Origin of the sequence: Bradyrhizobium sp. LTSPM299, assembly GCF_000938235.1 — a bacterium.
Lineage (GTDB): Bacteria > Pseudomonadota > Alphaproteobacteria > Rhizobiales > Xanthobacteraceae > Bradyrhizobium.
On the sequence record NZ_JYMU01000049.1, the window covers coordinates 49,711 to 68,800 of the forward strand.

Consider the following 19,090-nt stretch of genomic DNA (forward strand, 5'->3'; position numbering starts at 1 on the left):
GTCACGCCGACCTACGGCGTCAGCGCATCACTCGGCGTTGCGACGCGGGCCCTCATTGCATCGCTCATCGGCAGCAGCAGGTTCAGTCCCTTCGGTGGAATCGGCTGTTCGAACCATTTGGCGTAGAGCTTGTCGAATTCTCCTGATGCCATCTTCTCCCTGATCGCGGCATCGACCAGCGCCTTGAACTCCGGATCCTCGCGCCGCATCATCAGGCCGTAATAGGTCGGCGCGTAGGTCGCCGCCAGCATCCGGTAAGCCTTCGGATCGGGCGCGTTGGCGACCATTCCGGCGACCAGGATGTCGTCCTCGAACCATGCGGCCGCGCGGTCGGTTCGCAGCATCAGGATCGACTCGGCGTGATCCTTGGCCTGAACGATCTTCACCTTCAGCTGCCGCTCGGCAATGATCTTCTGGACCACCCCGAGATTCAGCGAACCCTGCGTGACCACGATCGTCTGCCCCTCGAGCGCCTTCAGCTCCGTAACCGGAGAGGAGGCCGCGACCAGCCAGCGCGGTGAAGCGACGTAGGTCGCAATCGAGAACGACACCTGCTTCTGCCGTTCGGCGGTGTTGGTGGTGCTGCCGCACTCGATGTCGACGGTGCCGTTCTGCAGCAGCGGAATCCGGTTGGACGCATCCACCGCGACGGTGTCGATCGCGAGCTCCGGCCGCCGCAACGCGGATCGGACCTTGTCGGCCACCGCGGCACACAGGTCGAGCGAGAGCCCGGTCGGCCTCTGATCCGTTCCCAGATAGGCGAACGGAATCGACGCCTCGCGATAACCGAAGGTGATCTTGCCGAGCTCCCTGATCTTCTCCAGGGTGGGACTCGCCGCCTGGCTCGCATGAACATCGAACGTCGCCAGCGACAGGACGGCCAGAGCCAAGGTTGGAATGCGGATCATCTCAGCCTCCCTCTGTTGCTAAGCGGTCTTGTTTCGCGACAGCTCGTCGAGGCTTTCCCTTAAGGATCGATCGAGGATTTCGACGGCCCGATCGATTTCGTCGGTGGAGACGGTCAATGGCGGCGCGATACGCCACACCGATCCGCGCTCGGGACGGCGGCGGATGTTCATGCTCAGGCCGTGCTCGAAGCATTTTTGCGTTGTCAGTCCGCCGAGCTGATGGGCCGCGCGCCTGCTGTTGCGATCGGTGACCAGTTCGACGCCGAGCAAGAGGCCCGCGCCCCTGATGTCGCCGATCTGCTCGTATTTCTGCTGCAGTCCCTCGAACTTGCTGCGCAGATAGGCGCCCATCACATTGGCGCGTTCGACCAGCTTCTCTTCCGTGATCACCCGGAGCACCGCCAGTCCCACCTCCGCCAGCAGCGGGTCGGAGACATGGCTGGTGTAGTAGGTGAAATGGTCGTCATGCAGCTTGCTCTCGATGGCCGCGGTGGTCGACACCGCGGCGAGCGGCAGCCCGCCGCCGAGCGTCTTCGACATCGTCATGATATCGGGGACGACGCCGAAATACTCCGATCCGGTCTTGGTGCCGATGCGCCCAAATGCGGTTTGCGCCTCGTCGAAGATCAGCAGCATGCCGCGGTCATGAGCCGCCTTGCGCAGCGCCTCGATGAACGCTTTCGGCGGCACCAGCACGCCGCCCGCGCTGATGATGGGTTCGGCAATGATCGCCGCGCCTCGCCCGCTCGACTGCATGTCGAACATCTTCAGTGCGATATCGAGGTTGGCGAGCGCGGAATCCTCGTCACTGTCCTTTACAATGTAGGGACGGTAGGCATTGGGCTCGGGGATCACGAAGACGCCGGGCGCCGGCACGCCGTAGCCCTTGCGGTCGCTCGCCATCGACACCGAGGCAGCACCTCCGGTGATGCCATGCCAGGAGCCGCCGAGCACGAGCACTTCGTAGCCGCCGGTGTACATCTTGGCCATCCGCAGCGCGACTTCGGTGGCTTCCGAACCGGTATTGATGAAGATCGAGCGCTTGAGATCGCCCGGCAACCAGTCCCTGGCCAGCGTCTGGGCGAGCTCGGCAACCACCTCGGGGATCATTCCGCTGAACAGATGGAAGGCCTTCTTGCCGGCGCGCTCCACCGCATCGACGATGGCGGGATGGTTGTGACCGATCGTGGCGCACATCTGCCCCGACGTGAAATCGAGATATTCGCGGCCGTCGCTGTCGGTGACGATCGTCCCCTTCGCCGAGGTGAAGAGGTTCGGGAACACGTCCCCGCCATACCGGATCAGGAATTCGTCGGCGGCGGCTTTCAGCGCTGAAGTCATGTGCTCTCCTCGGGCAGGCGGCATCGCGCTGCCGCCGCATGGCAATGCGGCGCGGCACCGTTGAATCCGCCTGATGTTCGCGGGTCGGTTTCGGGGCAGGTATCTGTTGCGTCAGGGCAGTCGCGGTACGAGAATTGCCTGAGCTAACGGCAATATTCGTAATGAGCAGCCATCATGCGCGCCACATCAAAAAACTCAGCAGCCGGTGAGGTGGAGTCACCTCACCGACCGCGCATGCCGCCGCTCAAGGCGCTGCTGGCGTTTGAGGCGGCCTCGCGGCATGGTAGCTTCAGCCGTGCCGCCGAGGAACTGGGGGTCACGCCATCGGCCGTCAGCCACCACATCCAGAACCTCGAGGAGTTCCTCGGCGTCCAGGTGTTTTCCCGGCACGCCGGCCGCGCGGTTCTCACCAATGCCGGCCGGGTCTACGCCAGCGAGATCGAGCGTGCGTTCGGAACCATTGTGGGTGCGACGCGACTGGTGGCGCCGCAGTCGCAGCGCGACCATCTGTTCATCGCCAGCGGGCCGAGCTTTGCCGCCAAATGGCTGCAGCCGCGGATCGGCAATTTCATCGAGCAGCACCCGGAAATCGGGATCAGGCTGTCGACGATCACGGACTTGCGCGAACTCGAAACCACGCGCTTCGACCTCGCGCTGGCCTATGGTTGCCCGCCCGCCGGCAATGGCCGGCAGATCGAGCCGTTCCTGGCGGAGCGCTTGCGCCCGTTATGCAGTCCGCGGCTGATCGAACAGGTCGGCTTGCGCGCGCCGGCCGATCTCGCCCGCGTCACCTTGATTCATTCCTCCAATGCCCTGACCTGGACCGACTATCTTCGACAGGTCGCCGGCTCGAACATCAAGGCACGTCACGAGCTCTGGTTCGATCGATCTACCATGGCGATCGACGCGGCGGTCGAAGGGCTCGGCGTGGTGCTGGAGAGCGAGCTACTCGCCGCCGACGAGCTCAAGGATGGCACACTCGTCGCGCCGTTCGATCACCCGAGCTTCGAGGTCGAGACCGTCACCTATTATCTCGTGCGCTCCGCCGAGGCCAAGGGCCGCAGCCATGTGACGGCGTTCGAAGCCTGGTTGCGCGGCCAGCTCTCGGCCGCGAACCTGCGGATGACAACCTTGGCTTGACGCCACGATGGTTGGTCCGCGACCGGGTGCCGCCCGGGGAGCTGCGCGCGTTCAGTCAAGCCACCGCGGCGGATATGAAGGTCCCAAGTGGCACGTCAGTTGAGAGTCGCCCTTCAGCTGCTTGCCAAGTGTTTCGATCAGGCCAAGTGTTTCGATCAAGCCGCCGGGCACATTACCAACGTCCGCCCCATCCGCCCCGCCACCTGTTTCCCCAGCCACCTCGCCAGCTGCTGCCCCATCCGCCGCCGCCACGAACGAGCCGCACGACAAGGAGCAGCAGTACCGCACCGATGGTGGCGTTGACGATTGCACTGACGACACCGGTCCCGAGATGGATGCCGAGCTGAGGCAACAGCCAGCTTCCGATAAAGGCGCCGAGAATTCCTACGATCAGGTCACCGATGAGTCCAAAACCGGTGCCTCGCACAATCTGTCCCGCCAGCCAGCCTGCGACGAGACCGACAAACAACACGACCAACAGGCCTTCACTCGACATATTCATGTTGCCACCTCTGTGCGGTGTGCCGAAACTCCAGCGGCCCTGCTGATGGCTGCCAGCCGATCCCGCCGCGTTCGAGGATCAGTTCACAACCACCCTCACGAACAAGGGTTCCGAGAACGCGACTTATATTTGAATGCTTGCAAGATCGGCGCGGCGCGCCGATCGCCACAGGTAGGCCGGCTCAATGGCCCATATTGACGGCGCCCCCGAGCTTGACCTTGCGCAGCGTCAGCGCGAGCGGCACGGCCGACAGCGAGATCAGCATCAGCACCCAGAACGCATCCATATAGGCGAGGAACGAGGCCTGGTTCTGCACCTGCTGTCCGATCCACTGGATCGCCTGGTCGTGCGCCTGCGCCAGCGAGCTGCCATGGCCGGCGAAGAAGTTCGTGATCTGCTGCAGCGTATCCTGATATTGCGGGCTCGACGGGACCACCTGCTCGACAAGCCGGTTCTGGTGGAACTGCTCGCGATGCGTCAGCACGTTTGAAACGACGGAGACGCCGATCGAGCCGCCGGTGTTGCGCGCCGCGTTGATCAAAGCGGAGGCCTGGTCGGTCTTGGATGGCGGAATGCCGTCATAGGACGCCGCCATGATCGGGACGAAGATCAGCGGCAGGCCGACGCCGAGCAGCATGCGCGAGCGCGCCATGAACCAGAAGCCGAGATCGCCGTACACGTTGGTCATGCTGTACATCGAGAGCGCGATGACAACAGCACCGGCGACGATCAGGTATTTGGGCTGCACTTTCGCGGCGAAACGGCCGACGACGAACATCATCGCCATCGTGACCAGGCCGCCGGGCGACAGCACGAGGCCCGCCCAGGTCGCGGTGTAGCCAAAATCCTGCTGCACCAGCTGCGGCAGGAACTGGGTGGTCGCGAGCAGGATGGCGCCGGTTGCCAGCATCACCAGGAAGCAGGCGCCGAACTGCCTGGACGCCACCATCCGCAGGTCGATCATCGGATTGCGGCGCGTCATCTCCCACGGGATCATCAGCACGAACGCCGTACCGCAGATCACTGCGAAGGTGACGATAAAGGGTGAGCCGAACCAGTCATCTTCCAGGCCGCGGTCGAGCATGACCTCGAGCGCGCCGAGGAAGGTCGCCACCAGCGCGAATCCGATGACATCGAATCCGTTATCCTGCAGTGGCTGTTCGTCCTTCTTGGCGGGCTCGTGCAACACCGCCGCGATCAGGGCGATCGCAAACACGCCGACCGGGGCGTTGATCAGGAAGCACCAGTGCCAGGAGAGATTGTCGGACAGCCAGCCGCCGAGCGTCGGCCCGACCACCGGCGCCACCACCACGGCAACGCCGAACACCGCAAAGGCCTGGCCGCGCTTGGCCGGTGGAAACGCATCCGCCAGAATCGACTGCGCCACCGGCACCATGCCGCCGCCGCCAAGACCCTGCAGAATACGAAACAGCAACAGTGCGTTCAGATTGGACGCAAACCCGCACAGGACCGAGCTCACGGTGAAGATGCCGAGGCAGATCAGGAAGAACCGCTTGCGCCCCAGCATTTTGGCGAGAAAACTGGAGGCGGTCAGGATGATGGCGTTGGACACCAGATAGGAGGTGACCACCCAGGACGCTTCGTCCTCGCTCACGCCCATTCCGCCCGCGATATAGGGCAGCGCCACGTTGGCGATGGTGGTGTCGAGCACCTCCATGAAGCTCGCGAGCGCGACCACGATGGCAATCAGCCACGGGTTCGGGGCGATGCTCGGGACGGAGAAACCCTTGGCGTCGATCGCGGCAGCGCTCATAGGAACCTCCCGAGACTCAGACTTCCAAGGCGCTCGACGAGCGACGGCGAAGCATCGATCCTCACCGTCGGCACCACAGACATGCCCGGTCCGAGCGCGACGTCGGTCGGCGGGTTGTCCATCACGATCTTGACCGGCACGCGCTGGACGATCTTGACGTAATTGCCGGTGGCATTCTGCGCCGGCAGCAGCGAGAACGCGGTGCCGGATCCGGGTTGAACGCTCTCGACATGGCCGTTGATGGTGCGTCCCGGATAGGCGTCGATCTTGAGCGTGACCTTCTCGCCGGGCCGCATCCGGTCGAGCTGGATCTCCTTGAAGTTCGCCGTCACCCAGATCTCATCAGGCACGAACATAGTCAGGTTCGTGCCTGTTTGTGCGAACTGGCCGATGGCGGCCGAGAGGTTGGCGACGCGGCCGGGCTGAGCGGCCGTGACCGTCGTATAGGACAGATTGAGTTGCGCCTGGTCGCGCTGGGCCTCGGCCTGCGCGAGGCTTGCGACCGCGCTCTTGTGTTGTGCCTTGAGCGACTCGACCTGCCGCTGCGCTAGATTCAGGTTCGCCTTCGCGCTCAGAAGCGCGGACTGCTGCTGATGCAGTTGCGAGGTATACTGTTCGGAGTTCTGAACCGTGCCATAGCCGGTTTGCTCGAGGTGCTGGTAGCGCGCCGCCTGTTGCTGGGCGAACACCAGCGCCGCGTCCGCCTGGTCTACCTGCGCCTGGTTGGCGGCAATTTGGGCCTGCTGCACATCGAGCTGCGCGTCGATGTTCTCGATGCTGGCGCGCGCGGCTGCGACCTGGGCCTCTGCCTGCGCCAGCGCGACGCGATAGTCGCGGTCGTCGAGACGGGCGATCACGTCGCCGACGGCAACATGCTGGTTGTCGGTGACGGGAATGGCGGTGACGTATCCTGACACTTTGGGCGCGAGCGCGAACTGCCGCGCCGCGACGAAGCCGTCGTCGGTCGATTCGAAATGTCTGGTGTAGTCCATGTAGAGATAGCCGCCGCCGATCGTGGCGGCGAGCAGCACGGCGCCGATCGCGGAGACCACGGGACGCCGGCGCACGAAGCTGCCCGGGCGCACTTTGCTGTCGGCCTGCTGTTCAGCGGCTTCCGGCCGAACGGGAGAGGCAGGCTGCTTGCCAACCGGGCTTTCCTGCGGGGACGGCGCCCGCGCGGCGGGCTCCTGCTTGTCGGACCTGACGCTGGGCGCATCCAAGGCCGCAATAGGCGGCGGGCTTTCAACGCTCTCAAGCCGCAGTTCGCCCCGTTCCAAAACACTGTCCTCGAACATGATCGCTGCTCCTGCTACCGGGCGAGGTCAGCGAGGGCCTCGCATAAAGGAACGGAACTGTTCCGTTCTATGCGACAAGTAGTCCCGTCGCGGATGTGCGTCAATAGGAACGGAACCGTTCCGTTCTATTTACAAGAAGATGTGATTACGCTAGGTTGGGATGCGCAGCCGGCCCGCCGGCAGGACGAAACCCGGTGCAATCGTGATGAACACCAGCGACGTGAAGGCGATACCAGCGCCGCGGGCCAAGCGCGCCGCGGTGCGCTTTGGCCGACCGCCGAAGGAGCTTGCCGGAGAGGTGGATGCGCGCATCCTCGATGCGGCGCGACGGGTCTTCCTGCAGCGCGGCTTCGAAGGCGCCAGCATCGACGAGATCGCCGAGGTCGCGCGCTCCGGAAAGCGCACGATCTATGCGCGCTTCGAGGACAAGCGGGCGCTGTTCACCGAGGTGGTGACGCGGGACATTCTGCGCATCGCCGAATTCAAGACCAAGCCGCCGACCGGCGTGACAATCGAGGAGCGCCTCACGAATGCGGCGGCCACACTGCTGCATTGGGGTTTCGACCCCGACAGGATCGGACTGATGCGGCTGGCGATCGCGGAAGCGAACCGCTTCCCCGATCTGGCCGCCGGCGTCAACCAGAGGGCGCGCGAGCTCAGTACCGAACTCGGGGCTGACCTGCTGCGCGAACTGACACGGTCCGACCAACTTGGATCGCTGCCGGCCTTCGCACCCGAACACCTCGCGACGACAGCGCGATTCTTCCTCGATCTCGTCGCCGTGCCCATGCTGTTCAGGGCGCTGTTCGTGATTAACCTCAAGACGCTCGACCCGGAGATCGACGCGCATGTGGCGCGCGCGGTTGCGTTCTTTCTTGCGGCCTGCAGGAACGGCGGCGTTGAGGGGCACGAACAATAAGTAACGCCGGCGCGGGAGATCATCGCCGATTGTGCACCGAGTCAGGTCTGGCTACATTTTCGGCCTGAATTCGAACAGCGCGGAAGGGGCGGCCATGCACGCAGGCACAAGAAGTCTTTTGGCCTTGATGCTCATCGTATCAGGCCTTGTCCTGTCAAACCCGGCTTCGGCGCAAATCGTTGCGCTTGGCGCCAGCAACACCCAGGGGAAAGGCGTCTCCTCATCGGAGGCATGGCCGGCTCTGTTGGAGAGCATGCTGCAGGCCAAGGGCAGGAGTGTTCACGTCACGAATGCGGGAATCAGTGGAGACACGACCGGCGGAATGCTGGCGCGCCTCGACAGTTCGGTGCCGGAAGGTACCACTCTCGTGGTGCTGAATTTCGGCGGCAATGATTTCAAGCGCGGCCGGCACGGCAACGGGCCGATCGTCACCCCCGAGGACAGACAAGCCAATATCACGAGGATTCTCGCAGAGCTTCACCGGCGTCACATCCGCACGGTCGTCGCCGACGGGATCATCAACTCGGCGCGAGCCGCGGGCATGGTCCAGCCCGACCATATTCACCTGACCGCCGCCGGCCATCAGCGGGTCGCCGGCCAGTTGATCGGGATGGTCAGATAAACCCAGATCGAACGAGAGCCAGCCCTAATCGAACCAACCGCGCCGCTTGAACCACAGTAACGGCAATATCCCGCTGGCGATGATGGCCGCGCAGGCCAGCGGATAGCCGAACGTCCAGTTCAGTTCCGGCATGGTCTTGAAATTCATGCCCCAGACGCCGGCCAAAATGGTTGGGGGAACGCCGACGACGGAGACGATGGTCAGGATCTTGAAGAGGTCGTTCTGCTGGATGTTGATGAATCCGAGAATGGCGTCCAGCAGCAACTGGATCTTGTCCGACAGGCGCGACTCATAATCGCTCAGCGAGGCGACATCCCTGGATACGGCTTCCAGCCGCTTCTTCGACGCGGCCGTGATCCATTCATTGCCGACGTCGTCGGCGAATCCTGCTATTCGGCCGACGCCAAGCAGGACGTCGCGCGCCTTCGCCAAGCGATCGGCCAATTCGCCGACGCTCTCCAGCGCCTCGCGCAAGCGGCGGCTGGAGCGGACCGGGCGCCGGGTTCGCACCAGGCCGCCCTTGAAGACGGCCCTCGACAGCTGATCGGCCTTGGCGCCCAGATGTTCCAGCACGTCGGCGCCACGATCGACCATGGCCTCGAGCAATGCGGTGAACACGCACATGCCGTTCTGCAGGCCGTTGTCCGAATCGATTCGCTTCATGACGCTGTCGAAGGCCGGCATGGACGCAAACCTTACCGTCACCAGCACGCGCGGGCCGATGATAAAGCCGACATTGGTGATCTCGGCTTCGTTGTTCGCATCGAGCCGCACCGCCGGCGAACTCAGATAGAGCCGATCGTGATCGGCGATCAGGCGGCTGGATGCCTCGATCTCGCTCAAGGCATCTTCCGTCGGCACACGTATATTGAGCCGGCTCTCGACGAACTGCTTTTCGTCCGCGGAAGGATCGAGCAGGTCTATCCAGATAATCTCGGGCGGCAATTCCGCGCCGATACTCTGCCAATCATTGGTCGCCCACCTGTACAAATTCAGCACGCGTCAAACTCCATGCATCTTATATTGTGGCCGACGACAATAGCGAGGCTTGGAAAGCTGTTCCATCTCTCGACGTCACGAACGCGCGGTGGGATGCGGTGGACGCTGATTGCGCAATTGACGAGAGCGCGTGAAGCGGACGGCGAGGTCGTGCAGGCCTGACGCCCTAGTGGTAGGTGTCCTATCAGCAAGAGGCTACGCCCCGTGCTGATGGCGGTGACAAGGAAGCCAAGTCTCGCCGGGGAGAGCACGTATAAGCCGTAACCCATCGCGCAGGGAAAGCCAGAGTTCCCGGTTACACCTGTGGTCCTACCCCGGTGCTTTCTGTTGCACCGGGCCCATGGGTGCGATCGGCACCCGGCTTTCCCTGCGCCTTCTGCTCAAGACGAGGGCAAACGAAATGCAAAGCTCGGACAAATCATGTCGCGAGAAGGCGGGTGCATGGCATCAGCCGTTCAACAAACTCGATGTCGTCCTGGCGAAAGCCAGGATCCATTACCCCAAGTGTCAATCGTTGCGCGACGCTGGGGCTACGATCCCTCTCCCGACAAACTGCGGTGGTTATGGATCCTGGCTTTCGCCAGGACGACAATCGGAGAGAGCAGCGCGTCAACCGCGCGACGCCGGAACGCATCCTTCGGGCTACACTTTGCCGGCCTGATCTTCTATGGTGCCCGCTCGGTTCGCAAATGGCGAACATGATAATTCCAATATATCAAAGGCTTAAGGCTAGGATCGAAGCCTTTGGAGGGCCGTTTGACGCGCTATATTTCGACCCGGGGCGAAGCCCCTGCACTGGGCTTCTGCGATGTGATGCTGACCGGGCTTGCCCGTGACGGCGGGCTGTACGTGCCCGAGACCTGGCCGCAGCTTTCGCACGAGACCATCGCCTCGTTTTTCGGCCGGCCCTATTGGGAGGTCGCGGTCGAGATCATCCGCCCGTTCGTCGCCGGTGAGATTTCCGACGCCGATCTCGGGCGCATGGCGAACGAGGCCTATGCCACCTTCCGCCATCCTGCGGTGGTGCCGCTCGACCAGATCGGGCCGAATCAATTCTTGCTCGAACTGTTCCACGGGCCGACGCTGGCGTTCAAGGACGTCGCGATGCAGCTGATCTCGCGGCTGATGGATCACGTGCTGGCGAAGCGCGCACAGCGCACCACGATCGTGGTCGCGACCTCGGGCGACACCGGTGGCGCTGCGGTCGATGCGTTCGCGGGCCTCGACAATGTCGATCTCGTCGTGCTGTTCCCGAACGGGCGCATCTCCGACGTGCAGCGGCGCATGATGACGACGACGGGCGCCGCCAATGTGCACGCGCTGGCGATCGAGGGCACGTTCGACGATTGCCAGGCGATCGTGAAGGCGATGTTCAACAACCATCGTTTCCGCGACGCGGTCGCGCTGTCCGGCGTCAACTCGATCAACTGGGCGCGCATCGTCGCGCAGGTGGTCTACTACTTCACCTCGGCGGTCGCGCTCGGCGCGCCGCAGCGGATGGTCGACTTCACGGTGCCGACCGGCAATTTCGGCGATATTTTCGCGGGCTATGTCGCAAAGCGCATGGGCCTGCCGATCCGCTGGCTGCGGATCGCCGCCAACGTCAACGACATCCTGCCGCGCACGCTGAAGACCGGCATCTACGAGGTGCGCGAGGTTCACGCCACAGCCTCGCCGTCGATGGACATCCAGATATCCTCGAATTTCGAGCGGCTGCTGTTCGAGGCAAGCGGCCGCGATGCCGGCAGTGTCCGCCGCCTGATGGATTCGTTGAAGCAGTCCGGCCGCTTCGTGCTGCCGGATGCGACGCTGGCCGCGGTGCGCCGTGATTTCGACGCCGGCCGCGCCGATGAGACCGAGACGTCTGCCGCGATCCGCGCCGCCTGGCGCGAGGCCGGCGACCTCGTCGATCCCCATACCGCGGTGGCGCTTGCGGTCGCCGACCGCGACACCTCGGACTCGACGATCCCGAACATCGTGCTGTCGACCGCGCATGCGGCCAAATTCCCCGACGCGGTCGAGGCCGCCTGCGGCGTGCGGCCGCATCTGCCGGCCTGGCTCGACGGCCTGATGACCAAATCCGAACACATGACCGTCATGAAGAATGATCCCGCTGATATCGAGCGCTTCGTGCTGTCGGTCAGCCGTGCCGCCAAGCAGGGAGTTGCCGGATGAGCGTCGAAGTCACCAAGCTCGCGAGCGGCCTCACCGTCGTCACCGACACCATGCCGCATCTGGAAACCGCGGCGCTCGGCGTCTGGGCCGGCGTCGGCGGCCGCGACGAGAAGCCGAACGAGCATGGCATCTCGCATCTGCTGGAACACATGGCGTTCAAGGGCACCACGCGGCGCTCCTCGCGCGAGATCGTCGAAGAGATCGAGGCGGTCGGCGGCGATCTCAATGCCGGAACCTCGACCGAGACCACCGCCTATTATGCGCGGGTGTTGAAGGCGGACGTGCCGCTGGCGCTCGACGTGCTGTCCGACATTCTCGCCAACCCGTCGTTCGTGCCGGACGAACTGGAGCGCGAGAAGGGCGTGATCGTGCAGGAGATCGGCGCGGCGCAGGATACGCCTGATGACGTCGTGTTCGAGCATCTCAACGAGCTCTGCTATCCGGACCAGCCGATGGGCCGCTCGCTGCTTGGGACGGCCAAGACGCTGAAGGCCTTCAACCGCGACATGCTGGGCGACTATCTGTCGACGCATTACCGCGCGCCGGACATGGTGGTCGCGGCCGCCGGTGCGGTCGATCACAAGCGTATCGTCGAAGACGTTACGGTGCGATTTGCGAGCTTTCAGCCCACGCCGGCGCCGAAGCCGCAGCCGGCGATGTTCGGCAAGGGCGGGTCCCGTGTGGTGCATCGCGATCTCGAGCAGGCGCATCTGACGCTCGCGCTCGAAGGCGTGCCGCAGGGCGATCTGTCGCTGTTCTCGCTGCAGGTCTTTACCAACACGCTCGGCGGCGGAATGTCGTCGCGGCTGTTCCAGGAAGTGCGCGAGAAGCGCGGCCTGTGCTACTCGATCTACACCTTCCACGCGCCCTATAGCGACACCGGTTTCTTCGGCCTCTACACCGGGACCGATCCCGCCGACGCACCTGAAATGATGGAGGTCATCGTCGACGTCATCACCGATGCCGTGGAGACCCTGACCGAAGCCGAGGTGGCGCGGGCCAAGGCGCAGATGAAGGCCGGCCTCCTCATGGCGCTGGAAAGCTGTTCATCACGGGCCGAGCAATTGGCCCGCCATGTGCTGGCCTATGGACGGCCGCAGACGGTGGAGGAGCTGGTGGCGCGGATCGAGGCGGTGAGCGTCGAATCGAGCCGCAATGCCGCCCGCGCGCTGCTGTCGCGCAGCCGCCCGGCCGTCGTCGCGCTTGGCAGCGGCAGGGGTCTGGACACGGCGGTGTCTTTTGCGGAAGGATTGACGAAGTCGAAGGCAAAGACGTTGCTGCACTAGAATGAGGTTCACCTCGCCCCGCTCTTGCGGGGAGAGGGAGAAGGAGACCGACGGGGGAGTGTCGGGCCATGGCCCTGTTTCGTTTGCCATCCAGCGGACCGGCCGCACTGATGCCACGCGGCCATGGGCTGCTGCTGCGCGCGCCGCAGATGTCGGATTTCCCGCAATGGGCGCAGTTGCGGGAATTCAGCCGCGGCTATCTGACGCCGTGGGAGCCGATCTGGCCGTCCGACGACCTGACCCGGGCCGGTTTCCGCCGCCGTCTGCGCCGCTATTCCGAAGACATTTCGGCCGACCGCTCCTATCCGTTCATCATCTTCCGCGAATCTGATGGCGTGATGATCGGCGGCATCACGCTTGCCAACGTCCGCCGCGGCATCGTGCAGGCCGGCACCATCGGCTATTGGGTCGGTCAGCCCCACGCCGCTCGCGGCTACATGACGACGGCGCTGCGGGTGCTGCTGCCGTCGCTGTTCGGGGAGCTCAATTTGCACCGCATCGAGGCGGCCTGCATCCCCTCGAACGCGCCGTCGATCCGGGTGCTGGAGAAATGCGGCTTCGGTCGCGAGGGCCTGGCGCGGCGCTATCTCTGCATCAACGGCATCTGGCAGGACCATTTGCTGTTCGGGCTGCTACACGAGGATTTCCGCGGTTGATCGCTGCTGTTGCGCCTGATTCGCCGGCTTTGTTCCCGCCTCTGTTCCCGCCTTGGGTTCGCCGCCATTGCCCTGCTATAAGGCCCGCGGAACAGGGAACCTCGCTGGGGGATAAGAGGGTATCGCATGGGTGACAGGGTGATCAGGATCGCGATCATGGTGGCGGCATCGATCAGCCTCGGCGCTGCCCTGATGCCCTCGGCCGTCTCGGCGCAGTCCCTCAGCGACCGCTTCAAGAGCCTGTTTGGTGGCGGGTCGTCCGACTCCGACAAGCCGGCGACATCCGCCGGGCCGAAGCAGCTCGACGACGCTGACGCCGAACTGACCTGTCCGTCGGTGCAGATCCGCGCCGGCGCCTCGACCTATTCGGTGGGGACGCCCGGCAAGGAGGCGGTCGGTAACGACATCAAGTTCTTGGCGTCGATCACCAAGATGGCGCGCCAGTGCACCCTGAACGGCGGCGAGATCACAGCCAAGATCGGGATCCAGGGGCGGGTGATCGTCGGACCCGCGGGCGCGCCACCGACCATCCAGGTGCCGCTTCGCGTCGCCGTGGTGCGCGGCGGCGTGGGGGAGAAGACGATCATGACCAAGGCCTATCAGACCACGGTTCAGATCGACGAGAGCGGCAGCGTGCCGTTCAGCCTGGTCGCCGAGGATATCGTCTATCCGGCACCGTCGGCCGCGGAAAACGACAATTATGTCTTCTATATCGGCTTCGACCCGCAGGCTATCAAGCCCGAGCCCAAGCCGCGCGCGCCCAAGAAGAAGTAGGCAAACAAAAAGCCGGCGCGATCATCTCGCGCCGGCTTTGTGTTTAGGGAGGAAGCGCCTCAGTTCAGCTTGGCGCGAACTTCGGCGATGCCCTTGTTGACGAGGTCGTCGGCGACCGAGCCCTTGACCGACTGCGACAGGATGGTCGAGGCGGCGGTGACTGCGGCATTGGCTGCGGCGGCGCGGACGTCGGCCACGGCCTGGGCTTCGGCCAGCGCGATCTTGCTCTCGGCGGTCTTGGTCCGCCGCGCGACAAAATCTTCCATCTTGGTCTTGGCCTCGGCCGCGATCCGTTCGGCCTCGGCTCTGGCGCTCGAGATGATGTCCTCGGCCTCGCGCTCCGCGCTGGCACGGCGGGCCTTGTACTCGCCGAGCAGCTTGGTGGCCTCGTCCTTGAGACGGCGGGCGTCGTCGAGTTCGGCCTTGATGCGGGCGGCGCGGTGATCGAGTGCCGTGAACAGCGTGCGATGGACGCCGAGATAGCCGAACACGATCATCAGAATGACGAACGCGACGGCGACCCAGGTTTCCGGTTCGTAAAGCATCGGTCTATCCCTTCAGCGAAGCGTCGACGGCGCTGTTGACCGCATTCGCATCCGGCGTCAGGCCGGACAGCTGCTGGACGATGGCGCCGGCCGCATCCGCCGCGATGCCACGGACGTTGCTCATGGCATTGGTCCGGGTCGTTGCGATCTGCTTCTCGGCGTCGGCGAGCTTGGCCGCCAGCTTCTGTTCCAGCGTCTTGCGTTCGACGTCGGAGGCCGCGTTCAGCTTCTCGCGGGTCTCGTTGCCGATCGCCTGCGCGCGGGAGCGTGCGTTCGCCAGATCGGTTTCATAGGCCTTCAGCGCAGCGTCGGACTCGTCCTTCAGCTTCTGCGCCTCGGCCAGATCGCCTTCGATCTTGTTCTGGCGTGCATCGATCGTACCGCCGACGCGCGGCAGTGCGATCCGTGACACGATCAGATAGAGGGCGACGAATGCAATCGCCAGTGACACCAGCTGCGAGGCGTAATTGGAGGAATCGAACGGCGGAAACGCTCCGCCGTGATGTCCGCCTTCGGCCTCGGTATGGGCGTCGGCTTTCTGGCCTTTTGCCTCGCCATGACTCTCAGCCATGGTGTTCTCCTGTTGCTGTCATGCGCGCCGCCCTCGGGACAACCTTTGGGCGGCGCGACGGGTTACCGCGAGAGCGGAACCAGGTTGCCGCTCAGAGCGGAACGAACAGCAGGAGCAGCGCGATCAGCAGCGAGAAGATGCCCAGCGCTTCGGTCACGGCGAAGCCGAAAATCAGGTTGCCGAACTGACCCTGCGCGGCTGACGGATTGCGCACCGCTGCGGCAAGGTAGTTGCCGAAGATGATGCCCACGCCAACGCCCGCACCGCCCATGCCGATGCATGCGATGCCCGCGCCGATAAGTTTAGCTGCTGCCGGTTCCATTTTTAGCTCCTTGAGGAAAGATAGACAGATTGTGGGTGGAGAGATTCTCCGGACCGCTTAGTGTCCCGGATGAATGGCGTCGTTGAGGTAGATGCAGGTCAGGATCGCGAACACATAGGCCTGCAGAAACGCGACCAGCAGTTCGAGAGCGTAGAGCGCGACCGTGAGCGCCAGCGGCAGCACGCCGCCCGCCCAACCAAGCGCGCCGAGCGAGAAGCCGAGCATCGCGACGAAACCCGCAAACACCTTCAGCGCGATATGGCCGGCCAGCATGTTGGCGAACAGACGAACGCTGTGCGAGACCGGGCGCAGGAAGAACGACAAGACCTCGATGAACATCACCAGCGGCAGGATGTAGATCGGAACGCCGGAGGGAACGAAGATCTTGAAGAATTTCAGGCCGTTCTTGTAGAGGCCGTAGATCAGGACCGTGAAGAACACCAGCAGCGCCAAGGCTGCGGTCACGATCAGATGGCTCGAGATGGTGAAGGTGTAGGGAACGACGCCCACTAGATTCGAGACGCAGAGGAACATGAACAGCGAGAAGATCAGCGGGAAGAACTTCATGCCTTCCGAGCCGGCCGTGCTGCGAATCGTCGACGCGACGAACTCGTAGGAGATCTCGGCGACCGACTGCAGCCGTCCCGGAATCAGTTCCCGGCCGCTCGCCAGCATCAGCAGCGCGATCAGCAGCACTGCGATGAACATGTAGAGCGACGAATTGGTGAAGGCGATCGTGTAATTGCCGATATGGCCGAGCGTAAAGAGGGGCTCGATATTGAACTGATGGATCGGGTCGATTTTCATCCGCGCGGCTCTTGGTCCACCGGCCATCGTGCCGGTAATCGAATTTCAAATGTCATGACTTCCCGCCAGCGCTTAGCGCTTGCCCGAGGCCACGCCCGCAGACCTCACCACGTTGACCACGCCGGCGACGAAGCCGAGCAGCGTGAACACGATGAAGCCGAATGGCGACGTCGACAATAAACGGTCGAACCCCCAGCCAATCGCCGCCCCGACGACAACGCCCGCGACCAGCTCCGAAGAGAGACGAAAACCGAGCGCCATCGCCGAAGCTCTGGCCGCACTGTCCCCGCCTTCAGTACCGGGTTGATCAGTCTTGCTCCTCCGGCTGTCGCGAATTTCTGACAACCGATGATCGAGACTTCCGAGCCTTGCGGAAAGCGCAGCTTCGTCGGGAGGCGATTGATCGCGACTTCCATTTGCGTCGTGGTTGGTGTTTTCAGCCATGCTGCAAACACTAACCGATGCCGCGGATGATGGAAATTGCGCCCGTCCCCGTCAAAAGCCGCGCGGACCATACTGACCGCGTCTAATCAAGTCAAGATTGCGTCTTCACCAGTTATTGCTTTGATTTCGTTGGATTTATTAGAAGATATTCAAGGGCAGAGTGACGCAGCATTCGCAGTGCAGCAGCTTGCATGCAATCAAGCGACCTTGCGCGGCTTTTGCTGCTCTGTTGGGATGACCGAAGCTTTACAGCCGGACATCCGCATGCCGCGTCAGATCGACTACTATTTCTCGCTGCAATCGCCATGGGCCTATATCGGCCACAAGGTATTCGTCCAGCTCGTAAGCGATTATAATCTCAAGGTAAATTACAGGCCAGTATTGCTGGTCGACCTGCTCTCGGAAACCGGCGGGCTGCCGCTCGCCAAGCGCCATCCGGTGCGGCAGCGCTACCGGATGATCGAATTACAGCGCTGGCGCGACAAGCGCGGGCTGAATTTCCACCTGCAGCCGGCGAACTGGCCGTTCAATGCGCGGCTGGTCGACGGGGTCGTGATTGCCGCGCTCGAGGCGGGCCTCGATCCCGAGCCCTATCTGCAGCGGGCCTATCCCGCGGTCTGGGAGCACCAGCTCAATCTCGCCGATCCTGCGACCCTGGTGAAGCTCGCCAATGATGCCAGCCTTCCCGGTGATCAGCTCGTCGCGCGCTCCGCCACGGATGCGGTCGGCGCAGCCTATGAGCAGAACCGGCAGGATGCGCTGGGCTCGGACGTATTCGGCTCGCCGGGCTACGTGCTCGACGGCGAAGCGTTCTGGGGCCAGGACCGGATCGAATTGCTGGACGATGCGTTGAAGTCGGGCCGTAAGCCCTATAGCTCTCAGGCTTAGGGGCAGCATCTGGTTGAGGCGGAGCAAGCTCATGCCCATAGCGACATCGCTCTCGAAATTTTCCATCTCGAAATTTACCATGGCGGTTGCTGCAGGCGTTCTGCTCGTCAGCAACGCTGCGATGGCGCAATCGGCGCCTGACATCGAGAACGGCCGCTTTACGCTGTCGCCAGCGGGCGACGGCTTCATGCGGCTCGACACGCGCACCGGCGCGATCACGACCTGCACCAATTCCAGCGCCGGCTGGGCCTGCTATGCGGTGCCTGACGAACGCGCGGCGATGGATGCGGAGATCGGCCGCTTGCAGGCCGACAACGACAGGCTGAAGGCCGCGCTCGCGGCGCGCGAACCCGTGGCGTCAGACAAGACCGTCGAGGCGCTGCCGAAGGGCGATTCTCTGAAGGGGGATTCGCTGAAGAAGCCCGAGCCGAAGGCCGCCGAGGCTGAGCGCAAGATCGAGATTCCGCTGCCGAGCGGCCGCGACATGGACCGCGTGATGTCCTTTGTGGAGCGCGCCTGGCGGCGGCTGATCGAGATGGCCAATCGCGTGCAGCGCGACGTCAACGGCGGTAAGATTTGATGCGACAGATGTCATCGAGAACGATTGCACGCTCGGCGCCATCCGCCGTCGCCGCGACCAATATCGTCTCGTCGCGGCTGACCGTGCAGACGTCTGGCGCAGGCTTCGCCGACATCACCAGCGAGATCACAAAATTCCTGCGCGAGGCGTATGCCGGCGAGGGCGCAGTCAGCTTGTTCATCCGACACACGTCGGCGTCGTTGACGATCCAGGAAAACGCCGATCCGACCGTGCTGATCGACCTGATGACGGCACTCGATCGGGCTGCGCCGGAGGATGGCGGCTGGCGTCACGATGCAGAGGGCCCCGACGATATGCCGGCGCATATTAAGACCATGCTGACGGCAACCTCGCTGCAGATCCCCGTCCTCGACGGAGAGATGGCGCTCGGCACCTGGCAGGGCATCTATCTGATCGAGCATCGTGCCCGTCCGCACCGGCGCGAAATCGTGCTGCAGTTCATCGGCGCCACGCGCGCGTAATGCCGTGAGGTCGGCCGCAAAAAGACATCGGCCGCGGATTGCTCCGCGGCCGATGCGTTT

General features: G+C 63.7%; 21 protein-coding genes. 10 read left to right on the plus strand and 11 right to left on the minus strand.

Annotation, left to right across the window (positions count from 1 at the left end):
* Window positions 1-11: 11 nt before the first annotated feature.
* Both UP10_RS23385 and UP10_RS23390 read right to left on the minus strand, forming a co-directional pair.
* Window positions 12-908, minus strand: coding sequence for an amino acid ABC transporter substrate-binding protein (locus UP10_RS23385; RefSeq protein WP_044589608.1), 897 nt, complete (start codon window positions 906-908; stop codon window positions 12-14).
* Between the two features lie 18 nt (window positions 909-926).
* A complete protein-coding gene (locus UP10_RS23390; RefSeq protein WP_044589609.1) occupies window positions 927-2,249 on the minus strand; it encodes an aspartate aminotransferase family protein in 1,323 nt (440 codons plus the stop codon).
* A 234-nt stretch (window positions 2,250-2,483) separates the two neighbouring features.
* On the opposite strand from UP10_RS23390, the gene UP10_RS23395 reads away from it, so the two are divergent.
* A complete protein-coding gene (locus UP10_RS23395; protein ID WP_044589610.1) occupies window positions 2,484-3,389 on the plus strand; it encodes a LysR substrate-binding domain-containing protein in 906 nt (301 codons plus the stop codon).
* 172 nt (window positions 3,390-3,561) lie between these two features.
* On the opposite strand, the gene UP10_RS23400 is transcribed toward UP10_RS23395, so the two are convergent.
* The 3 genes from UP10_RS23400 to UP10_RS23410 all read right to left on the minus strand — a co-directional run bounded on the left by UP10_RS23400 (window position 3,562) and on the right by UP10_RS23410 (window position 6,960).
* Entirely contained in the window at window positions 3,562-3,891 is a 330-nt protein-coding gene (locus UP10_RS23400; protein WP_044542949.1) for a GlsB/YeaQ/YmgE family stress response membrane protein, read from the minus strand.
* 181 nt (window positions 3,892-4,072) lie between these two features.
* Window positions 4,073-5,665 (minus strand): DHA2 family efflux MFS transporter permease subunit, encoded by a 1,593-nt coding sequence (locus UP10_RS23405; RefSeq protein ID WP_044589611.1) that lies wholly within the window; start codon window positions 5,663-5,665, stop codon window positions 4,073-4,075.
* Entirely contained in the window at window positions 5,662-6,960 is a 1,299-nt protein-coding gene (locus tag UP10_RS23410; RefSeq protein WP_082077228.1) for an HlyD family secretion protein, read from the minus strand. The genes UP10_RS23405 and UP10_RS23410 overlap by 4 nt, the downstream gene beginning before the upstream one ends.
* Window positions 6,961-7,165: 205 nt before the next feature.
* Between UP10_RS23410 and UP10_RS23415 the strand changes: the two genes are divergently transcribed.
* Window positions 7,166-7,879, plus strand: a complete 714-nt coding sequence (locus tag UP10_RS23415; protein WP_197086885.1) for a TetR/AcrR family transcriptional regulator — start codon at window positions 7,166-7,168, stop codon at window positions 7,877-7,879.
* Between the two features lie 127 nt (window positions 7,880-8,006).
* Window positions 8,007-8,501, plus strand: a complete 495-nt coding sequence (locus UP10_RS23420; protein WP_063775396.1) for an SGNH/GDSL hydrolase family protein — start codon at window positions 8,007-8,009, stop codon at window positions 8,499-8,501.
* A gap of 24 nt (window positions 8,502-8,525) precedes the next feature.
* Here UP10_RS23420 and UP10_RS23425 read toward each other — a convergent pair whose 3' ends face one another.
* Complete coding sequence (locus tag UP10_RS23425) at window positions 8,526-9,500, minus strand: magnesium transporter CorA family protein (RefSeq protein WP_044589614.1); 975 nt, start codon at window positions 9,498-9,500, stop codon at window positions 8,526-8,528.
* 756 nt (window positions 9,501-10,256) lie between these two features.
* On the opposite strand from UP10_RS23425, the gene thrC reads away from it, so the two are divergent.
* From thrC to UP10_RS23445, 4 genes are all read left to right on the plus strand, one after another.
* Window positions 10,257-11,675, plus strand: coding sequence for a threonine synthase (gene thrC / locus UP10_RS23430; RefSeq protein WP_044589615.1), 1,419 nt, complete (start codon window positions 10,257-10,259; stop codon window positions 11,673-11,675).
* On the plus strand, window positions 11,672-12,961 hold the full coding sequence (locus UP10_RS23435) for a M16 family metallopeptidase (RefSeq protein ID WP_044589616.1): 1,290 nt from the start codon (window positions 11,672-11,674) through the stop codon (window positions 12,959-12,961). Before thrC ends, UP10_RS23435 begins: the two co-directional genes overlap by 4 nt.
* Before the next feature lie 68 nt (window positions 12,962-13,029).
* Window positions 13,030-13,617: a GNAT family N-acetyltransferase gene (locus tag UP10_RS23440; RefSeq protein WP_044542955.1), complete on the plus strand. Its 588-nt coding sequence runs from the start codon at window positions 13,030-13,032 to the stop codon at window positions 13,615-13,617.
* A gap of 126 nt (window positions 13,618-13,743) precedes the next feature.
* Window positions 13,744-14,391, plus strand: a complete 648-nt coding sequence (locus UP10_RS23445) for a hypothetical protein (RefSeq protein WP_082077229.1) — start codon at window positions 13,744-13,746, stop codon at window positions 14,389-14,391.
* Between the two features lie 59 nt (window positions 14,392-14,450).
* Here UP10_RS23445 and UP10_RS23450 read toward each other — a convergent pair whose 3' ends face one another.
* The 5 genes from UP10_RS23450 to UP10_RS23470 form a co-directional block, all read right to left on the minus strand.
* Complete coding sequence (locus UP10_RS23450; RefSeq protein WP_044589617.1) at window positions 14,451-14,936, minus strand: F0F1 ATP synthase subunit B family protein; 486 nt, start codon at window positions 14,934-14,936, stop codon at window positions 14,451-14,453.
* Between the two features lie 4 nt (window positions 14,937-14,940).
* Window positions 14,941-15,507 (minus strand): F0F1 ATP synthase subunit B, encoded by a 567-nt coding sequence (locus UP10_RS23455; RefSeq protein ID WP_044589618.1) that lies wholly within the window; start codon window positions 15,505-15,507, stop codon window positions 14,941-14,943.
* Window positions 15,508-15,598: 91 nt separating this feature from the next.
* On the minus strand, window positions 15,599-15,829 hold the full coding sequence (locus UP10_RS23460; RefSeq protein ID WP_016847054.1) for a F0F1 ATP synthase subunit C: 231 nt from the start codon (window positions 15,827-15,829) through the stop codon (window positions 15,599-15,601).
* A gap of 57 nt (window positions 15,830-15,886) precedes the next feature.
* Window positions 15,887-16,636 (minus strand): F0F1 ATP synthase subunit A, encoded by a 750-nt coding sequence (locus UP10_RS23465; RefSeq protein ID WP_044589619.1) that lies wholly within the window; start codon window positions 16,634-16,636, stop codon window positions 15,887-15,889.
* Window positions 16,637-16,708: 72 nt separating this feature from the next.
* A complete protein-coding gene (locus UP10_RS23470; protein ID WP_044589620.1) occupies window positions 16,709-17,080 on the minus strand; it encodes an AtpZ/AtpI family protein in 372 nt (123 codons plus the stop codon).
* 264 nt (window positions 17,081-17,344) lie between these two features.
* On the opposite strand from UP10_RS23470, the gene UP10_RS23475 reads away from it, so the two are divergent.
* The 3 genes from UP10_RS23475 to UP10_RS23485 all read left to right on the plus strand — a co-directional run bounded on the left by UP10_RS23475 (window position 17,345) and on the right by UP10_RS23485 (window position 19,030).
* Window positions 17,345-17,968: a 2-hydroxychromene-2-carboxylate isomerase gene (locus tag UP10_RS23475; protein WP_044590066.1), complete on the plus strand. Its 624-nt coding sequence runs from the start codon at window positions 17,345-17,347 to the stop codon at window positions 17,966-17,968.
* A 79-nt stretch (window positions 17,969-18,047) separates the two neighbouring features.
* Window positions 18,048-18,548, plus strand: coding sequence for a hypothetical protein (locus UP10_RS23480; RefSeq protein ID WP_044589621.1), 501 nt, complete (start codon window positions 18,048-18,050; stop codon window positions 18,546-18,548).
* 8 nt (window positions 18,549-18,556) lie between these two features.
* Complete coding sequence (locus UP10_RS23485; protein WP_044590067.1) at window positions 18,557-19,030, plus strand: secondary thiamine-phosphate synthase enzyme YjbQ; 474 nt, start codon at window positions 18,557-18,559, stop codon at window positions 19,028-19,030.
* Window positions 19,031-19,090 lie beyond the last annotated feature (60 nt).

Bases quoted from the DNA above. Each gene is read 5' to 3' on its own strand.
- UP10_RS23385 (WP_044589608.1), bottom strand. From the start codon at position 908: ATGATCCGCATTCCAACCTTGGCTCTGGCCGTCCTGTCGCTGGCGACG.
- UP10_RS23390 (WP_044589609.1), bottom strand. From the start codon at position 2,249: ATGACTTCAGCGCTGAAAGCCGCCGCCGACGAATTCCTGATCCGGTAT.
- UP10_RS23395 (WP_044589610.1), top strand. From the start codon at position 2,484: ATGCCGCCGCTCAAGGCGCTGCTGGCGTTTGAGGCGGCCTCGCGGCAT.
- UP10_RS23400 (WP_044542949.1), bottom strand. From the start codon at position 3,891: ATGAATATGTCGAGTGAAGGCCTGTTGGTCGTGTTGTTTGTCGGTCTC.
- UP10_RS23405 (WP_044589611.1), bottom strand. From the start codon at position 5,665: ATGAGCGCTGCCGCGATCGACGCCAAGGGTTTCTCCGTCCCGAGCATC.
- UP10_RS23410 (WP_082077228.1), bottom strand. From the start codon at position 6,960: ATGTTCGAGGACAGTGTTTTGGAACGGGGCGAACTGCGGCTTGAGAGC.
- UP10_RS23415 (WP_197086885.1), top strand. From the start codon at position 7,166: ATGAACACCAGCGACGTGAAGGCGATACCAGCGCCGCGGGCCAAGCGC.
- UP10_RS23420 (WP_063775396.1), top strand. From the start codon at position 8,007: ATGCTCATCGTATCAGGCCTTGTCCTGTCAAACCCGGCTTCGGCGCAA.
- UP10_RS23435 (WP_044589616.1), top strand. From the start codon at position 11,672: ATGAGCGTCGAAGTCACCAAGCTCGCGAGCGGCCTCACCGTCGTCACC.
- UP10_RS23440 (WP_044542955.1), top strand. From the start codon at position 13,030: ATGGCCCTGTTTCGTTTGCCATCCAGCGGACCGGCCGCACTGATGCCA.
- UP10_RS23445 (WP_082077229.1), top strand. From the start codon at position 13,744: ATGGGTGACAGGGTGATCAGGATCGCGATCATGGTGGCGGCATCGATC.
- UP10_RS23450 (WP_044589617.1), bottom strand. From the start codon at position 14,936: ATGCTTTACGAACCGGAAACCTGGGTCGCCGTCGCGTTCGTCATTCTG.
- UP10_RS23455 (WP_044589618.1), bottom strand. From the start codon at position 15,507: ATGGCTGAGAGTCATGGCGAGGCAAAAGGCCAGAAAGCCGACGCCCAT.
- UP10_RS23460 (WP_016847054.1), bottom strand. From the start codon at position 15,829: ATGGAACCGGCAGCAGCTAAACTTATCGGCGCGGGCATCGCATGCATC.
- UP10_RS23465 (WP_044589619.1), bottom strand. From the start codon at position 16,636: ATGAAAATCGACCCGATCCATCAGTTCAATATCGAGCCCCTCTTTACG.
- UP10_RS23470 (WP_044589620.1), bottom strand. From the start codon at position 17,080: ATGGCTGAAAACACCAACCACGACGCAAATGGAAGTCGCGATCAATCG.
- UP10_RS23475 (WP_044590066.1), top strand. From the start codon at position 17,345: ATGCCGCGTCAGATCGACTACTATTTCTCGCTGCAATCGCCATGGGCC.
- UP10_RS23480 (WP_044589621.1), top strand. From the start codon at position 18,048: ATGGCGGTTGCTGCAGGCGTTCTGCTCGTCAGCAACGCTGCGATGGCG.
- UP10_RS23485 (WP_044590067.1), top strand. From the start codon at position 18,557: ATGTCATCGAGAACGATTGCACGCTCGGCGCCATCCGCCGTCGCCGCG.